Source organism: Streptomyces sp. NPDC005774, assembly GCF_042871645.1.
GTDB classification, from domain to species: domain Bacteria; phylum Actinomycetota; class Actinomycetes; order Streptomycetales; family Streptomycetaceae; genus Streptomyces; species Streptomyces pratens.
In genome coordinates, this window is the sequence record NZ_JBIAIV010000089.1 from 1 (window position 1) to 15,942 (window position 15,942).

Here is a 15,942-nt window from a genome sequence, read left to right on the forward strand (position 1 = left end):
CCCCGCGCCCCCCCCCCCCGCCGGCGGGCGGGGCGGGGGCGGCCCGCGCCCCCCCCCCCCCCCCCCCCCCCCCCCCCCCCCCCCCCCGCGGCTCCGGACTACTGCGGCGGGCCGGACCCGCCCAGGTCCTGGAACCAGTCCACCGTGCTGGTGAACCAGTCGGTGAGCTGGTCCCAGTAGCCCTTGCCGCTGCCGATCCACTCCTGCAGCGGGCTCAGCTCCCAGATCAGCCAGCTCGCGACGAACAGGATGACGATCGTGAACAGGCAGCCCTTCAGACAGCCGAGGCCGGGGATGCGCATCGGGTTGGCACCGCGCTGCCGGGGCTCGCGCGCGGGGCGTCGCGGCTCCGGCGGCGGGGTGTACCGCTGAGGCTCCGGCTGCCGCGGTCGTTGGGACCGCTGGGGCCGCTGGGGCTGCTGGGGCCGCTGCGGCGGGGGCGGGGCGTACTGCTGAGGTTGTTGAGGCTGCTGTGCCTGCTGGTACGGCTGTGGCTGACCGTAGCCGCCAGGGCCGGGGCCGGGGCCGGACTGGGGCTGCGGGCGGTGCTGCGGAGGCTGCTGCTGCCGGGAGACCTGCCGCTGGGGGCGGCGGCGCAGCGGGTCCTCGCCCGGGTCGAGGTACTGGACCTGGGTCTGTTCGTTGCGGTCGCGGGCCGCGCGCATCTGGTTCTGCCAGGGATGCGGGTCGTCGGGCCCGGGCTGTCCCTGGCCACCGTTACCGGGCGGGCCTGGCGGCACCGGGGGCATGACGGCGGTCGGGTCGGCGGCACCGGAGGGGCCTCCGACGCCCGCCGAGGCGTTGGCGCCGGTCTGCGGCAGGACGCTGGTCGCGCCGTTGGGGTCGTACGCGCCCCCGGTGTGCGGCAGTACCTGCGTCGGGTCGGCGGAACCGGGCGCGCCGGGTGTGCCGGGCACGGGGGCGGGCGCGGGGTCGGGCATGAGGAGCGCGCCGACGTTCTCCGCGGCGGAGATCTGCGCGGAGTTCACGTGCACGCCGATGCCGTCGGCGACGACCCGCAGGCCGCGCGCGAGGTTCTCGGCGCTGGGCCGCTGTTCGGGGTTCTTGCTGAGGCAGCGCTCGATGACCGTCCAGAGCGGGTCCGGGACGGTGGAGGGGCGGCGCGGTTCGGCGCTCAGGTGCTGGTGCAGCACCTCCAGGGCGGAGCCACCGGAGAACGGCGGGCGGCCGGTGACCAGCTCGTACAGCAGGATGCCGGCGCCGTAGATGTCGACGGCGGAGGTCTGCGGGCGGCCCTCGGCGGACTCGGGCGCGATGTACGCGGGCGTGCCGACGAACTCGTGGGTGCGGGTCAGCCCCGGGGAGTCGGCCAGCCGGGCGATGCCGAAGTCGGTCAGCATCGGGTGCAGCTCGCCGCCACCCTGCTTGAGCAGCACGTTGGCGGGCTTCAGGTCGCGGTGCACCACGCCGTCGGCATGGCTGGCGCCGAGCGCGTCGGCGATCTGGGCGGTCATGAGGGCTGCGGCGGCGGGCGTGAAGGGACCGTTCTCGCGCAGGTGACGGTGCAGGTCGGGACCCTCGACGAGGTCCATGACCAGGGCCAGCAGATCGCCCTCGACGACCAGGTCGCGAACCCGGACGATGTTGGGGTGGGTCAGTCTGAGCAGGACGGAGCGTTCCCGCAGGAACCGCGTCACGATGTCCGCGTCGTTCGCGAGCTCCTCCTTGAGGACCTTGATCGCGACGGTCTCTCCCGGCTGACCGGGCACTGCCGCCTCGGCCCCCGCGGTCTCCCTCTGGCGGGCTCGCCAGACGGTGCCCGTGGCGCCGCGTCCGATCGGCTCCTCGAGCAGGTACTTGCTGCCTACCGGCCGCACGTCATGCGCTCCCTGCTGCTTGCTTGACTGGCGTACACCGTGGTGTGTCGTGCTCGGAAATGTTCCGCCCCACTGTAATGCCGCGGCGCGGGACAGCGGCCTGACCCCGTCGACGACTTCCTTCCCGGTCCTCGTACGGGTACGACGCGATTTCCCCGGGCGGGGGCCCGGACGGGGCTCGAGCGGGGTTCGCGGGGTCCTTCCCGTGTTCGAAGAAAGACGCTCGACCCGGCCCGCCGGTTGCCGGTGGCCGGACGTGACCGATCCCAAGCAGTGCCGAAACGATCATCCACAACGCATGGGGCAGGCACTTTTGAGGGCAGAGCCGACCAATCAAGATCATTTGATGCGGGGATGCGGGCGCGTTGTCGGTGGCAGGTGCGAGGATGCCTGCAGTACTGGCCGTACGTGCGCATGTGGTGGTGGGGGAAGTCCGCGGTGGGGGACCGCGGAGCGGTTCCGTCCTCCATGCCGCGGGCGCTCGCGCAGAAGGGACCGCTCACGGCGATGCAGATCCGCCTGACCGTGGTAGATCCGCTGGGTTTGCCCTCCCCCTCGCGAGGCCATGTGCTCGTCACCGCCCCCGCCGGTACGGCCCTGGCGGCGGTGGCCGCCGCGCTGGTCTCCGCGGTCTTCGGCGGCGACAGCGCCTCCGGTTCCACGGGCTCCTCCGGCGCCCCGGTGCTGTACGCCGGTGACCAGCGGCTGGACGCCCAGCGCTGCACACTCGGCGAGCCTCCGCTGATCGACGGCGCGGTACTGGCCGTGGGCGCCCCGGGCGAACCGGAGCCGCACCCCGAGCTGGACGACACCCCGATAAGGCTCCATGTCGTCGCCGGCCCCGACGCGGGCGGCGTCCATCTGCTGCACGGCGGCGAGATCCGCATCGGCCGCTCGGCCGACGCCGATGTGCCGCTCGACGACCCGGACGTCTCCCGGCTGCACTGCGCGGTGACGGTCGGCCCGGACGGCAGGGTCTCGGTCGCCGACCTCGGCTCCACCAACGGCACCACCCTGAACGGCCGGCGGGTGGGCTCCCGCCCGGTCGGTCTGGCACCGGGCGCACTGCTGCGGATCGGCGAATCGGCGCTGCGGCTCACCCCGGCCGCGGGGCCGGGGGCGCGGGCCCGGACGACGCCGGACGGCGAGGGGCACGTCCGCGTGCCGGAACCGCCCGCGGGAGCATCAGCGGAGCCGCCCGCGGGGGCCGGGGCGGCGGCCGTGCGTCCGCCGGACGGGCCGACGCACCACGGCTACGGTTCCCCGGCGGCCCGGACCGCCGGGGAAACCCCGCTGGTGCCCGGCCAGGGGGGCGCACCGGGGATCGAGAACCGCGGGACGGGCGACGGGCCGGACGCAGGCTCCGGCTCCTCTGCCGGCCCCGGCTCCGACACCGGTTTCGGCTTCGGCTCCGGCTCCGGCTCCGGCTCCGGCTCCGGCTCCGGCTCCGGAAGCACAGGCCGCACAGGCCGCACCGGCAGCACCGGCAGCACCGGCAGCAGGCGTACGGTCCACGTCGCTTCCCGGGGTGAGATGCCACGGGTCCCCCGGGGGCGCCGGGTGTCGCAGCCGAGGCCGGCCGACGGCGGGTTCGGCCCGGCGCCCGGGGCGGAGACCGGTACCCACGCGAGCAGCACGGGCGCGCCCACCGGATCCGGCGCCGACGGCGGGCTCACCGCCCGGCCCGCCGCCCCCGGCACCCGGCCCGCCGACGGCCGCGAGGGTACGCCGGTGCGCGGCACCGGTCCGGCCGACGCCGGCCTCGCCCCGCAGCCCTCCGTCGGACGCCGGCGCGGCGGGCTCTCGGCGTGGGCGCGCCGACTGGCCGGGGGACGTCCGGAGCCGGAGGAGAGCACCGGACCGGAGATGTACGGCGAGGAGGCGGCCGGCGCCGCCCCGGCCGAACCGGCCGTCGCCCCGCCCGGCCCGCCCGAGACCTGGCCCGACCCCGCCACCCTGCTGCTGACCGCGCTGGGCCCGGGGCCCCGCTTGTGGGAGCGCGGGCCCGGTCACCCGGAGGCCCTGGCGATACGCCTCGGCACGGCCGACCGGGCGGTCCCCGGCGGCTCTGGCCTGCTGCCCGCCGTGCCCGTGACCTCGGGGCTGCGCGAAGTGGGCTCGCTGGGCCTGGCCGGTCCGCGCGAGCGGCTCACCGGGCTGGCCCGCGCGGTGCTGGCCCAGCTCGCCGTGCTGCACTCCCCCGACACACTCGAGATCGTCCTGATCACCGCCGACCGTTCCCGCACCCTGGAGGAGCGCACCGCGGAATGGGCCTGGCTGGGCTGGCTGCCGCACGTACGGCCGGGACACGGGCAGGACTGCCGGCTGCTCCTCGCCCACGACCGCGAACAGGCCGCGGCCCGCGCCGAGGAACTGCTGCGCCGCCTGGACGACCACGACCAGGCGGCCCGCACCTCACCCGCCCCGGCCTCCCCTCCCACCTTTTCCTCCCTGTCCGTCCCCTCCCCCTCCTCCACCCCGGCCGCCCCGCTCATACCCGAGCAGCCCCGGGCATCCGGCGCCGACCGGGGCACCCCCCGGCGGCCCGCCCGGGGCGCCGGCGACGGCCCGGCAGGCGGCTTCACCGGGCCGTACACCGTGGTCGTCGTGGACGGTGACCCCGGGGACCCCGAAGTGCGTGACGCGGTGGCGCGGCTGGCGGTGGGGGGACCGCGGGCCGGTATCCACCTGGTGTGCCTCGCCGAGACGGCCGCCGCCTCCGCCTCGTCCCCGGTGGCGGAGACGTACGAGGCGGCCTGCGCGGTGACGCCCGCGTTCCGGGAGTGCGGTGCCGTCGCCCTGCTCAGCGGGGACGTGGCGACCACCCTGCGGCTGCTGCGGGTGGCCGCCACCGGCTCGGGGGCGGCGCCGGGCCCGGTCGGCCACGGCACGGTCGCCACGGTCGACGCGGTCTCCCCCGCCTGGGCCGAGCGGTTCGCGCGGGCCCTGGCACCGCTGCGCACGGCGGGCGTCCCCGGTACGCAGCACGCGCGCGTGTCGGTGCCGCTGCCCCGGTCGGCGCGGCTGCTGGACGAGTTGGGCCTGGCCCGCGCCACCCCGGCCTCGCTGATGGCCCGTTGGGCGGACGCGGCCGACGACAAGGAGCGGCTCGGCGGACGGGTGTGCGCGGTGCTGGGTGCCGGGCCGCGCGGCCCGGTGTCCGCCGACCTCGTGGCCGACGGGCCGCATCTGCTGGTGGAGGGGCCGTCCGGCAGTGGCCGTACGGAACTGCTCCGGGCCGTCGTCGCCTCCCTGGCAGCGGCCGAACGGCCGGACCGGCTGGGCATCGTGCTGGTGGAGGGCCGCGCGGGCACCACGGGCGGCGGGCAGGGCAACGGGCCGAACGGCGGGCAGGGCGACGGACTGCGTGTGTGCACGGACGTACCGCATGTCACCACGCATCTCAGCGCCAACGACCCTGTGCGGATGCGGGAGTTCGCCCAGTCGCTGAGCGCCGAGCTGAAGCGTCGTGCCGAACTGCTCGGCCGGTCGGACTTCGTGGAGTGGCACACCGGGCGCGAGTTGTCGGACCGTATGGTCGCCCAGCGCACGGCCGCACCCCGCGGCCCCGCGGCCGCCGTCGGCGAGCAGTTCGGGGACGACCTGGAGGCCCCGCCCAGTTCCACGTTGCGGCTGCGGCCCGGGGCCGCACGGCGCAGGGCCCAGGCTCCGCCGCCGCTGCCCCGGCTGGTGGTGGTCGTGGACGACCTGGACGCGCTGGTCTCCCCCGCGCTCGGTTCGCCCGGACGGCCCGCCGCCGGGTCGGTGCTGCGGGCGCTGGAGGCGGTGGCACGGGAGGGCGAGCGGCTGGGCGTGCACCTGGTGTCCGCCACCGGCCCCTGCGCCCGTACGGCGGAGTCCGAACCGGTGCGCCGTGCGGCCCTGCGCGTGACGCTCGACGCGCCCGCGCCGGGCCGCGGGGCCGCATCCCCGTTCGAATCGAACCGGGAGAGCGGGGGCGAACCGGCGCCGGGCCGGGGGCGTTTGGTCCATGTGGACGGCCGGGAGACCTCGTTCCAGGGCGGGCGGGTGACCGGGCGCATCCCGCGCACGGCGACGCTGCGGCCCACGGTCGTGCCGCTGGAGTGGCACCGCATGGGCGATCCACCCGCCCGCCGCCCGGTCCGGGAACTCGGCAACGGCCCCACCGACCTCGCCCTGCTCGCCAGCGCACTGGAACGCGCGGGCCGCGAGGTCTCGGCCACCGAGGTGCCGTCGCTGCTGTGACCCTGCGCTCTCGCCACTCTCCCCGCTACTCGTGCGGTGGAGAGCAGGGAGAGCGGCGAGAGCGGCGCGCAGCGTCTCGGTTCTCACGGCCCTCGCGTCACCCCACCTGCCCCAGCAGCCCCAGCAGCCCCAGCAGCCCCAGCCCGTAACGTCCGCGCCCCCGATGGGTGGCGCGGGCATGCGGGCTGCCCGGACGGGCCGGACCGAACCCCTCCGCCCCGGAGAGTCACGACGCGGTCACGATCGCGGACTTGACACGAGCCGCGCTCTTGCCGATCTCGACCTCACGGCGTACACCAGAGCGCACGGGACAGCGCTCGACGTTCGACGAGGTACGAAGAACGGGGCAGTGATGCGCAGGACGAGCAGGATCATCCGGGCACGCAGGTCGTCCGGCACACCCACGGCAACAGCAACCCCCCGCACCCGCAGGGCCGTCAGAGCGGCGGCCGCCGTCGTCGCGGGCGTGCTCGCGGTCTCGCTCACCGCGTGCGGGGGTGACGACGACGGTGGCAACGACGAGACGGGGGGCGGAGCCGACGAGACCGCCTCCGCCGTCACCCTTCCCAAGCTGGACGGCCAGAGCCTCGAGGTCACCGCCGTGTGGACCGGCACCGAACAGGCCAACTTCAAGAAGGTCCTCGCGGAGTTCGAGAAGCGCACCGGCGCGAAGGTGACGTTCGTTCCCGCCCAGGACCCCATCATCAACTTCCTCGGTTCCAAGATCGCGGGCGGCGCCCCGCCCGACGTGGCGCTGCTGCCACAACCGGGCGCCGTCAAGCAGGCCGTGGAGAAGGGCTGGGCCAAGCCGCTGGGCGCCGAGGCGCAGGCGGAGCTCAAGAAGAACTACTCGCAGGGCTGGCAGGACATCGGCTCGGTCGACGGCACGCCGTACGGCGTCTACTACAAGGCCGCCAACAAGTCGCTGATCTGGTACAACGCCCAGGTCTTCGAGAACGCGGGCGCGAGCGAGCCGAAGACCTGGAAGGACCTGCTCACCACGGCGCAGACGGTCTACGACTCCGGTGTCACCCCGTTCTCGGTCGGCGGCGCCGACGGCTGGACGCTCACCGACTGGTTCGAGAACATCTACCTCTCCCAGGCGGGCCCGGAGAAGTACGACCAGCTCACCGCGCACGAGATCAAGTGGACGGACCCGTCCGTGAAGGAAGCGCTGACCACGCTGGCGGAGATCTGGGGCAAGGACGACTACCTCGCGGGCGGTCCGGACGGCGCGCTGCAGACCGAGTTCCCGGCCTCCGTGACGCAGACCTTCACCGGCGGCGACCAGCCCAAGGCGGGCATGGTCTACGAGGGCGACTTCGTCCAGGTCACCATCGGTGAGGGCGAGGCGAAGGTCGGCACGGACGCGAAGGTGTTCCCGTTCCCCGCGGTCGGTGACAGCCCGCCGGTGGTGTCCGGCGGCGACGCGGCCGTGATCCTGCAGGACTCGAAGGCGGCGCAGGCGCTGGCGACGTTCCTCGCCTCCCCCGATGCCGCGGGCATCCAGGCGAAGCTGGGCGGCTATCTCTCGCCGAACAAGAACGTGCCGAACTCGGCGTACCCGAACGAGGTGCAGCGGAAGATGGCCCAGGCGCTCGTCGACGCCGGGGACGACTTCCGCTTCGACATGTCCGACCAGGCCCCGCAGGCCTTCGGCGGCACCCCCGGAAAGGGTGAGTGGAAGGCGCTCCAGGACTTCCTGAAGAACCCGAAGGACGTCGCGGGAACCCAGCGGCAGCTGGAGGCCGACGCGGCCGCGGCGTACGGGAACTGATCCGGCGATGAAGTCGGACAAGGCGGCGGGGCCCTTAGTGGCCTCCGCCGCCCCCACGTCGCGCAAGAGCCTCACCGGCACCCGCAGAACCGTCGCGGCGCTGTTCCTGCTGCCCGCGCTGCTACTGCTCGGTGCGCTCGTGGTCTACCCGATCGGGTACTCCGTCGTCCGCAGCTTCTACGACCAGTCCGGCGACGGATTCGCCGGATTCGACAACTACCAGGCGCTGTTCACCGACGACGGCATCCGCACCGCCCTGAAGAACAACATCATCTGGGTGGTGTTCGCGCCGACGATCGCCACCGCGCTCGGCCTGATCTTCGCGGTGCTGACCGAACGGATCCGCTGGGGCACGGCGTTCAAGCTGGTCGTCTTCATGCCGATGGCGATCTCGATGCTGGCGGCGGGCATCATCTTCCGTCTGGTGTACGACCAGGACCCGGACAAGGGCGTCGCGAACGCGGTGTGGGTGGGCGTCCACGACACCTTCGCCGAGTCGTCGGCGTACCCGAAGGCGCACCCGGGCCGTGAGTCGCCGCTGGAGGCGGCCGGCGGGGGTGCCTTCGTCACCAGGGGGACGGTGGGCGTCGGCGACACCGTCGCGCTGCCGCTGGTCGGCGTCGCCCCGGACCTGATCCCCGACGACGCCGCACGGGCGGCGGCGCCGAAACCGGAGGCGGACCGGATCACCGGCACGACCTGGCAGGACTTCACCCGCGGCAAGGGCGTCGGCACGCTGAACGAGGTCGACGCGGACGAGCTGGGCTATCCCGGCATGAAGATCGAGGCCGTCAGGGACGGCACGGTGGTGGAGACGGCCACGGCGGGCGCCGACGGCACGTTCTCCCTGTCGGCGAAGGCGGACGGCGCACAGCTCCGGCTGCCGGCGAGCAACTTCCAGGCGCCGTACAACGGCCTGGACTGGCTGGGCCCGTCGCTGGTCACGCCCGCCATCATCGGCTCGTACATCTGGATGTGGGCGGGCTTCGCGATGGTGCTGATCGCGGCCGGGCTCGCGGGCATGCCCCGGGAGCTGCTGGAGGCCGCGCGGGTCGACGGCGCCAACGAGTGGCAGGTGTTCCGGCGGATCACGGTGCCCCTGCTGGCGCCGGTGCTCGCGGTCGTCACCGTCACCCTGATGATCAACGTACTCAAGGTGTTCGACCTGGTCTTCATCATCGCGCCCGGCTCCTCCCAGGACGACGCCGACGTCCTCGCGCTGGAGCTGTACCGCAAGGGCTTCTCCGAGGACCAACCGGGCATCGCCAGCGCGATCGCGGTGTTCCTGCTGCTTCTGGTGATCCCGGTGATGTGGTTCAACGTGCGGCGGCTGAGGCGGGAGGTCAGGCGATGAACTCACGTCTGGAGGGCGACGGTTCGCCGAAGTCCGGGCCGTCGGGAGCCGGGCCGTCGGGGCCCGTGGCGCCGGGATCGGGGCCGCCGGAGTCCGAGGCACACGGGTCCCGGTCGCCCGGCTCCCGGTCACTCGGGTCCCGGTCACTCGGGTCCCGGCTGGCCGAGTGGGTCAGCGGTGGTCTGGTGCGGGTGTTCCTGATCGTCGTCGGCCTGTTCTGGCTCGTCCCGACGATCGGTCTGCTGCTGGCCAGCCTGCGCACCCCGCAGGACATGGCCGCCGACGGCTGGTGGACGGTGTTCACCGAGCCCTCGCAGCTCACCTTCGGCGCCTACGAGACCCTGCTGGAGAACGACGACATCACCGGCTCGCTGCTGAACACGGTGTACATCACCGTCCCGGCGACGGTGCTGGTGGTGGTGATCGGCTCACTCGCCGGATACGCCTTCGCCTGGATGGAGTTCCCCGGCCGGGACTGGTGGTTCCTGGGCGTGGTGGGGCTGCTGGTGGTGCCGGTACAGGTGGCACTCATCCCGATCGCCGAACTCTTCGGCAATATCGGCATCTTCGGCTCACTCGTCGGCGTGATCCTCTTCCACGTCGGCTTCGGTCTGCCGTTCGCGGTGTTCCTGCTGCGCAACTTCTTCGCGGAGATCCCGAAGGAGCTGCTGGAGGCGGCCCGGCTGGACGGTGCCGGCGAACTGCGCCTGTTCGCACGGGTGGTCATGCCGCTGGGCGGGCCGGCGATCGCCTCACTGGGCATCTTCCAGTTCCTGTGGGTGTGGAACGACATGCTGGTCGCGCTGATCTTCACGGACGCCGGGAGCCAGCCGATCACGGTCGCCCTGCAGACCCAGGTACGCCAGTTCGGCAACAACGTCGACGTGCTGGCGCCGGGCGCGTTCATCTCGATGGCGATCCCGCTGGTCGTGTTCTTCGCCTTCCAGCGGCAGTTCGTCTCCGGTGTGATGGCGGGCGCGGTGAAGTGAGGTAGCGCGTACGGGCCCCGGCACGCACTGTGCGCGCCGGGGCCCGAAACATTGCCGAACCCGGGCCGTTGCCGAACCCGGGCCGGGACCGGTGACTACTCGATGACGAGCTCGACCGGGACGTTGCCGCGGGTGGCGTTGGAGTAGGGGCAGACCTGGTGAGCCTGCTCGACCAGCTTGCGGCCGGTCTCCTGGTCCACGGTGTCGGGCAGCTCGACGCGCAGGGTCACGGCGAGCGCGAAGCCCTCGCCCTGCTTGCCGATGCCGACCTCGGCCGTCACCGCGGCCTCGCTGACATCCACCTTCGCGGCCCGGCCGACCAGCCCGAGGGCGCTGCCGAAACAGGCCGCGTAACCGGCGGCGAACAACTGCTCCGGGTTGGTGCCCTCGCCGTTGCCGCCCAGTTCCACGGGGGCGCTGAGACCCAGGTCCAGCTTGCCGTCGGAGGTGACGGCGCGGCCGTCGCGACCGTGGGTGGCGGTGGCGACAGCGGTGTAGAGCGCGTCCATGGGAAACCTTCCCTTTCGAGTCGTGGTCGTGGGGCGGCCGGCCCGTCCAGTGGGCCGCCCTCCGCACACATCGAGTAGAGCACACAACTAAATTGCGCACAACTAAATGGCTCGAAAGAGCTACCCTGGAGCCATGACACCGACCCCGAACCCCGGACCGGCCACCCCGGAGTCGCCCGGGCCCGCCGGCGACTGGCTCCGCCTCGACCAGCAGATCTGCTTCTCCCTGCAGTCCGCCGCGCGCGCCTTCAACGGCGTATACCGCGTGGTCCTCAAGGACCTCGGCCTCACCTACCCGCAGTACCTGGTGATGCTGGCCCTCTGGGAGCACGGCACGCTGCCCGTCAAGAAGCTCGGCGAGCACCTGCGGCTCGACTCCGGCACCCTGTCCCCGCTGCTCAAGCGGCTGGAAGCGGCCGGCCTGGTGCACAGGGAACGCAGTGCGCGCGACGAGCGCTCGGTGGAGGTGCGGCCCACCGAGGAGGGCGTCGCGCTGCGCGAGCGGGCCCTCGACGTCCCGCGCCGGATCGTCACCGCGACCGGATTCGGGCTCGACGAGATCCAGGACCTGAAGACCCGCCTGGACCGTCTCACCACCGCACTGGACACGGCTGCGGCCGACGAAGCCTAGGATCCTGCCGAACGGTGGAAACCGACCGCCCGGTGAAGACCGACCGCCCACCGCACACCCCGGTTGCACCGGAGCACCACCCGCACTACCCGCACTACCCGCACCACTACGGGTCAACAACGAGGGGACGGCCGCACATGACCTGGCTGATCACCGGCGGCGCCGGCTACATCGGGGCGCACGTCGTACGCGCGATGACCGAGGCGGGGGAACGCGCGGTGGTGTACGACGACCTGTCCACCGGCATCCCCGACCGCGTACCGGACGGAGTGCCGCTGGTGGTCGGCTCGGTCCTGGACGGCGAGCGGGTGGCGCGCGCCCTCGCCGACCACGAGGTCACCGGCGTCGTGCACCTGGCGGCGAAGAAGCAGGTCGCCGAGTCGGTGGAACTGCCCCTGCAGTACTACCGGGTGAACATCGAGGGCCTGCGCGTCCTGCTGGAGGCGGTGACGGCGGCGGGCGTGGCGTCGTCCTTCGTGTTCTCGTCCTCGGCGGCGGTGTACGGCACGCCGTCCACCGCCGCCGAACTGGTCACCGAGGACACCCCCTGCCTGCCCATGTCCCCGTACGGCGAGACGAAGCTGGCCGGCGAGTGGCTGGTCCGCGCGACGGGCCGGGCGACCGGACTGTCCACGGCCTCCCTGCGCTACTTCAACGTGGCGGGCGCCGCACGCCCGGAACTCGCCGACACCAGTGCCTCCAACCTCGTCCCCATGGTGTTCGAGAAGCTGACCGAGAACACGCCCCCGCGCGTGTTCGGCGACGACTACCCGACCCCGGACGGCACCTGCGTCCGCGACTACATCCACGTCGTGGACCTCGCCGAGGCCCACGTGGCCGCGGCGCGCGCCCTGCGCGCCGCGCCCGGCCGGGACCTCACCCTCAACATCGGCCGCGGGGAGGGTGTCTCGGTCCGGGGCATGATCGACCGCATCAACGCCCTCACCGGCCACGACCTCCCGCCCACGATCGAACCCCGCCGCCCCGGCGACCCGGCGAACGTCGTCGCCTCGGCCGACCGCGCCGCCACCGAACTCGACTGGAAGGCCCGCCACACCGTCGACGACATGATCACCTCGGCCTGGGCCGGCTGGCAGCGTCTCCACCCCGCAGCGGGACGCGGCTGACCTGTGCGGATGACCCCTGCCCCGGTCTCCTCGGAGCGCGCCGTGGGCGCCGTCGTCGGTTCCGCCGTCGGCGACGCCCTGGGCGCCCCTTCGAGTTCGGCCCCGAGGGAGCCTTCTCGGCCCGCTTCCCGGAGCCGGGACTCGGCGAAGAGATGTGCGGGGGCGGCGGCTGGGAACCGGGCGAGGCGACCGACGACACGCAGATGGCGATCCTGATCGCCGAGTCACTGCTGGAACACGACGGCCTCGACCTCCCCGACGTCTTCCGCCGCTTCCAGCGGTGGGCCGCCGCCGACCCGAAGGACATCGGCCTCCAGACGGAAGCGGTGCTGAGCAGCGGCGACCCGTGGGACGTGGCCGCCGCACTGCACTTCCAGACGAACCGACGAGCCGCCGGTAACGGGGCGATGGGGGTACCTCCCTGCTCGAGCGAAGTCGAGAGCTTGGGGGAGCGGGCCACGCCCTCCGCCGTGCACTTCGCGCGGCAGGGCCGCGAGGTCACCATGAACGCCGCCCGCCGACTGGCCGCGCTCACCCACGGCGACCGTGCGGCCTGGGAAGGCACCGCCGTCTTCCACGAGCTGGTGCGCGTCGCCCTGAGCGGGGGCGATCCGCTCACCGCCGTACCGGACACCCTGCGCGCGGTCCACCCGGACCACCGCGAGCGCTACGCCACCGTCCTCGCCCCCGACTGGCACCCGGACCTGGCCACGGAGTTCAACGGCGCCGTCTGGCCCTGCCTGGGCTCCGCCGTCTGGGCCCTGCGTACCACCACCGGCTACGAGGACGCCGTACGCGCCGCGATCGACCTCGGCGGCGACACGGACACGGTGGCGGCCGTGACCGGAGGACTGGCGGGAGCCGTGTACGGCATCACCGCCGTGCCCGCGCACTGGACGGACGCCCTGCACGTCCCCCTGCCGGGCTTCGGTGGACGCGTGCTGCACGCGGCAGACCTGGCCGCCCTCGCCCGACGGCTGCGCGGCTGAACCCACGGAGCAGCATCTGCCCGCTGTCCCAAAGGCGCCCCATGATCCACCTTGCACACCAGCGTGCCTCCCATCCGCCCACTGGCACCGCACCGGTGGTATCCACCACATCGCGCCATGTGTCTTCCACATCCCCTTCCGCGATCTTGAGAACCCGACCCCGGCCTCATCAGTGCGTCCGCGCTCGTAGCACGGAAGATGAGCCAGGGCCCGAAAAACGACGGCACTCCGGTGTGCATCAGTGGGTGTCGTCTTGTTCACGTCAGTACGACGCACCCCTGCCGCTCCAGTTCGGTCAGCAAGGGGTGCGAGGGCTCGATCTCGTTCCACCGCAGGTCCAGCTTCTCCAGCGAGGTCAGCCGGGGGAGCCAGTCCGGCAGCCGGCTGAGGTGGTTGCTCCGCAGGTCGATCTGGCGTAGTCGCGGGAGTCCGGCCAACTGCTCCGGTAGCTCCGCAATCGCGTTCTCCCGGAGGTCCAGGTGGCGCAGTTGGTGCAATTCGGCAACCGATGGGGGCAGGTGCCCGATCGCGTTGCCCCGTAGCCACAGCTCGCGCAGGTTGCGGAGTTGGCCGATCGTGCCGGGCATCGTGGTGAGCTGGTTGTGCTGCGCTCTGAGCTCGACGAGGCCGGTCATGCTGCCGATGGCCTCGGGAAGGGTGGTGAGGAGGTTCTCGCCGACGTTCAGGTAGCGCACCAGCGTCAGGCCTCCCAGCTCGTCCGGAAGCTGTGACAACCGATTGTCGTGCAGGTAGAGGCAGCCGCTCAGCTCAGTCAGACTGCCCAGTTCGCCGGGCACCGACGTGAGGAGGTTGTGGCCCAGATCCAGGGTGTTCAGCCGTTTCAGCCGTCCGATCTCCGCCGGGAGGGCCGTGAGCCCGTTGTCTGCGAGGATCAGCACGCGGAGTTCGGTCCGCTGCCAGACCGACTCGGGCACCTCGCCGAGCCCGTGACGCCATAAGTTCATTGTGTGCCGCACGGCCACGCCCCTCTCATCAGCGGTTTCGGCCTCGATTCTCGTCCCGGTCGTCCAGGTCCGACAGGCAGTTGTCGAGGATCAACCAGCTTCGGCCGGTTCCCACGCGATCACACCGGTCTCGACAGCACGCGTCCGCCTCTTCGAGGCTCGCGGCCTGACGCCCGGCCGCAGGAACTCACCGCGACCGAGGCCGATCCCAAGCTGATGTGGTGGCCGATGAGTGACGTGCTCCGGGCCGTTCACGAGGGACGGTTCCTCCTCCCCCGCTGGGCCGCCGGCTCCGTTCCTGACGGAGCTCGCACCCTGGCCTACAGCGCCTTGAGCGCCGCCGTCGTGGCTCTGGCCAGCGCCGCCAGGTAGCCCTTCGGGAGTTTCGGGTTGCGGATGATCACCGAGCGCCAGTACAGCGGGCCCGAGATCAGGTCGAGGGCCAGGTCGTGGTCGATGCCGGGACGCACCTCGCCCCGCTCCTGTGCCGCCGTGACGATGCCCTTGGCGACCCCGTCCTGGCCCTCCCGCAGCGCCTTCTGCAGGGCCTCGGCGATGTCGGGGTTGCGGGCGGCCTCGGCCTGGAGGTCGGGGAGGATCTGTGAGGCGACGGGGTGGCGCAGGGCGCGTGAAGTGACCTCGTAGAGCAGACGCAGGTCGCCCTCGAGGGTACCGGTGTCCGGTGCGGGCAGGCCCTGCACGGCGAGGGCGGAGACCAGGTCCAGGACCAGGTGCAGTTTGGAGCGCCAGCGGCGGTACACCGCGGTCTTGCCGACGCCCGCGCGGCGCGCGATGCCCTCGATGGACATCCGCGCGTAGCCGACGGCCGCGAGTTCCTCGAAGACAGCGGCCCGGATCGCCTCCGTCACGTCCTCGCGCAGTACGGCCGCCCCGGCGGGGGCCCTGCGGCGCGGACGCGGCTGGGGCTCCTCGGCGTTCGTCGTCATGCGGCCCAGCATAGGGCGCGACGACGATACGGGCCCGTTCTGACGACAGCACCTACACCGATTCGGCACGTACCGGCATTGGGCAGGCATTGGGCAGGTCGAGCTCGGGCCCGACCCGGACGTGCCCTGGCCCTGTTCCGGGCCTGGGCCGTCACGACGAAACGGTTGCGTTCCGACGCGCGTTGGGCCTACGCTCACGTGGCGACGATACGGTGCCGTCCCGACGTAGATGAACGCGCGGAGACACGCGGGGAAACACCCGGCGGGATCCGGCACCGCACCACCCCACCGTCGCCCCACCCCCACCCTCCCTAGCGAAAGCAGCGGATGTGAGTCAGGTCCTCCACACACCGCCTCCCGCACCGGTCCCCCCGGCCGCCGAGGACGACCTCCCGGCCCTCGCCGCCCGTCACGGCCTCACGGTCAGCGGCGCCCGCCCCACCCTGCCCGGCTACGTCCGCGAGCTGTGGGCGCGCCGGCACTTCATCCTCGCCTTCTCCCGGGCGAAGCTGACCGCGCAGTACAGCCAGGCGAAGCTGGGCCAGCTGTGGCAGGTGGCGACCCCGCTGCTGAACGCGGCCGTGTACTT

General features: G+C 72.9%; 10 protein-coding genes and 2 pseudogenes. 8 read left to right on the plus strand and 4 right to left on the minus strand.

Going from position 1 to position 15,942, the window contains the following annotated elements; genetic code table 11:
- Positions 1 to 98 precede the first annotated feature (98 nt).
- Positions 99 to 1,838 (minus strand): serine/threonine-protein kinase, encoded by a 1,740-nt coding sequence (locus ACFYQA_RS37960; RefSeq protein ID WP_388928133.1) that lies wholly within the window; start codon positions 1,836 to 1,838, stop codon positions 99 to 101.
- 507 nt (positions 1,839 to 2,345) lie between these two features.
- Here ACFYQA_RS37960 and ACFYQA_RS37965 point away from each other — a divergent pair.
- From ACFYQA_RS37965 to ACFYQA_RS37980, 4 genes are all read left to right on the plus strand, one after another.
- The gene (locus tag ACFYQA_RS37965; protein WP_388928159.1) at positions 2,346 to 6,065 is read left to right on the plus strand and encodes an FHA domain-containing protein; all 3,720 of its coding nucleotides are present in this window, start codon (positions 2,346 to 2,348) and stop codon (positions 6,063 to 6,065) included.
- 352 nt (positions 6,066 to 6,417) lie between these two features.
- On the plus strand, positions 6,418 to 7,842 hold the full coding sequence (locus ACFYQA_RS37970) for an ABC transporter substrate-binding protein (RefSeq protein ID WP_388928136.1): 1,425 nt from the start codon (positions 6,418 to 6,420) through the stop codon (positions 7,840 to 7,842).
- A gap of 7 nt (positions 7,843 to 7,849) precedes the next feature.
- Positions 7,850 to 9,196, plus strand: a complete 1,347-nt coding sequence (locus ACFYQA_RS37975; protein ID WP_388928139.1) for a carbohydrate ABC transporter permease — start codon at positions 7,850 to 7,852, stop codon at positions 9,194 to 9,196.
- A complete protein-coding gene (locus ACFYQA_RS37980; RefSeq protein ID WP_388928141.1) occupies positions 9,193 to 10,185 on the plus strand; it encodes a carbohydrate ABC transporter permease in 993 nt (330 codons plus the stop codon). Before ACFYQA_RS37975 ends, ACFYQA_RS37980 begins: the two co-directional genes overlap by 4 nt.
- A gap of 95 nt (positions 10,186 to 10,280) precedes the next feature.
- Here the strand turns inward: ACFYQA_RS37980 and ACFYQA_RS37985 are convergent, their stop codons facing one another.
- Complete coding sequence (locus ACFYQA_RS37985; RefSeq protein ID WP_388928144.1) at positions 10,281 to 10,694, minus strand: organic hydroperoxide resistance protein; 414 nt, start codon at positions 10,692 to 10,694, stop codon at positions 10,281 to 10,283.
- A 133-nt stretch (positions 10,695 to 10,827) separates the two neighbouring features.
- Here ACFYQA_RS37985 and ACFYQA_RS37990 point away from each other — a divergent pair, with 133 nt between their 5' ends.
- The 3 genes and pseudogenes from ACFYQA_RS37990 to ACFYQA_RS38000 all read left to right on the plus strand — a co-directional run bounded on the left by ACFYQA_RS37990 (position 10,828) and on the right by ACFYQA_RS38000 (position 13,441).
- On the plus strand, positions 10,828 to 11,325 hold the full coding sequence (locus tag ACFYQA_RS37990; protein WP_388928147.1) for a MarR family winged helix-turn-helix transcriptional regulator: 498 nt from the start codon (positions 10,828 to 10,830) through the stop codon (positions 11,323 to 11,325).
- 137 nt (positions 11,326 to 11,462) lie between these two features.
- Positions 11,463 to 12,452, plus strand: coding sequence for a UDP-glucose 4-epimerase GalE (gene galE / locus ACFYQA_RS37995; protein ID WP_388928162.1), 990 nt, complete (start codon positions 11,463 to 11,465; stop codon positions 12,450 to 12,452).
- 9 nt (positions 12,453 to 12,461) lie between these two features.
- Positions 12,462 to 13,441 (plus strand): annotated as a pseudogene (locus tag ACFYQA_RS38000) (ADP-ribosylglycohydrolase family protein).
- A 257-nt stretch (positions 13,442 to 13,698) separates the two neighbouring features.
- Here the strand turns inward: ACFYQA_RS38000 and ACFYQA_RS38005 are convergent.
- Together ACFYQA_RS38005 and ACFYQA_RS38010 are read right to left on the minus strand one after the other, a co-directional pair.
- Positions 13,699 to 14,406, minus strand: a complete 708-nt coding sequence (locus tag ACFYQA_RS38005; RefSeq protein WP_388928150.1) for a leucine-rich repeat domain-containing protein — start codon at positions 14,404 to 14,406, stop codon at positions 13,699 to 13,701.
- Positions 14,407 to 14,726: 320 nt separating this feature from the next.
- Positions 14,727 to 15,353: a TetR/AcrR family transcriptional regulator gene (locus ACFYQA_RS38010; RefSeq protein ID WP_388928153.1), complete on the minus strand. Its 627-nt coding sequence runs from the start codon at positions 15,351 to 15,353 to the stop codon at positions 14,727 to 14,729.
- A 329-nt stretch (positions 15,354 to 15,682) separates the two neighbouring features.
- On the opposite strand from ACFYQA_RS38010, the pseudogene ACFYQA_RS38015 reads away from it, so the two are divergent.
- A pseudogene (locus ACFYQA_RS38015) lies at positions 15,683 to 15,942 on the plus strand (ABC transporter permease); the annotation flags it as partial.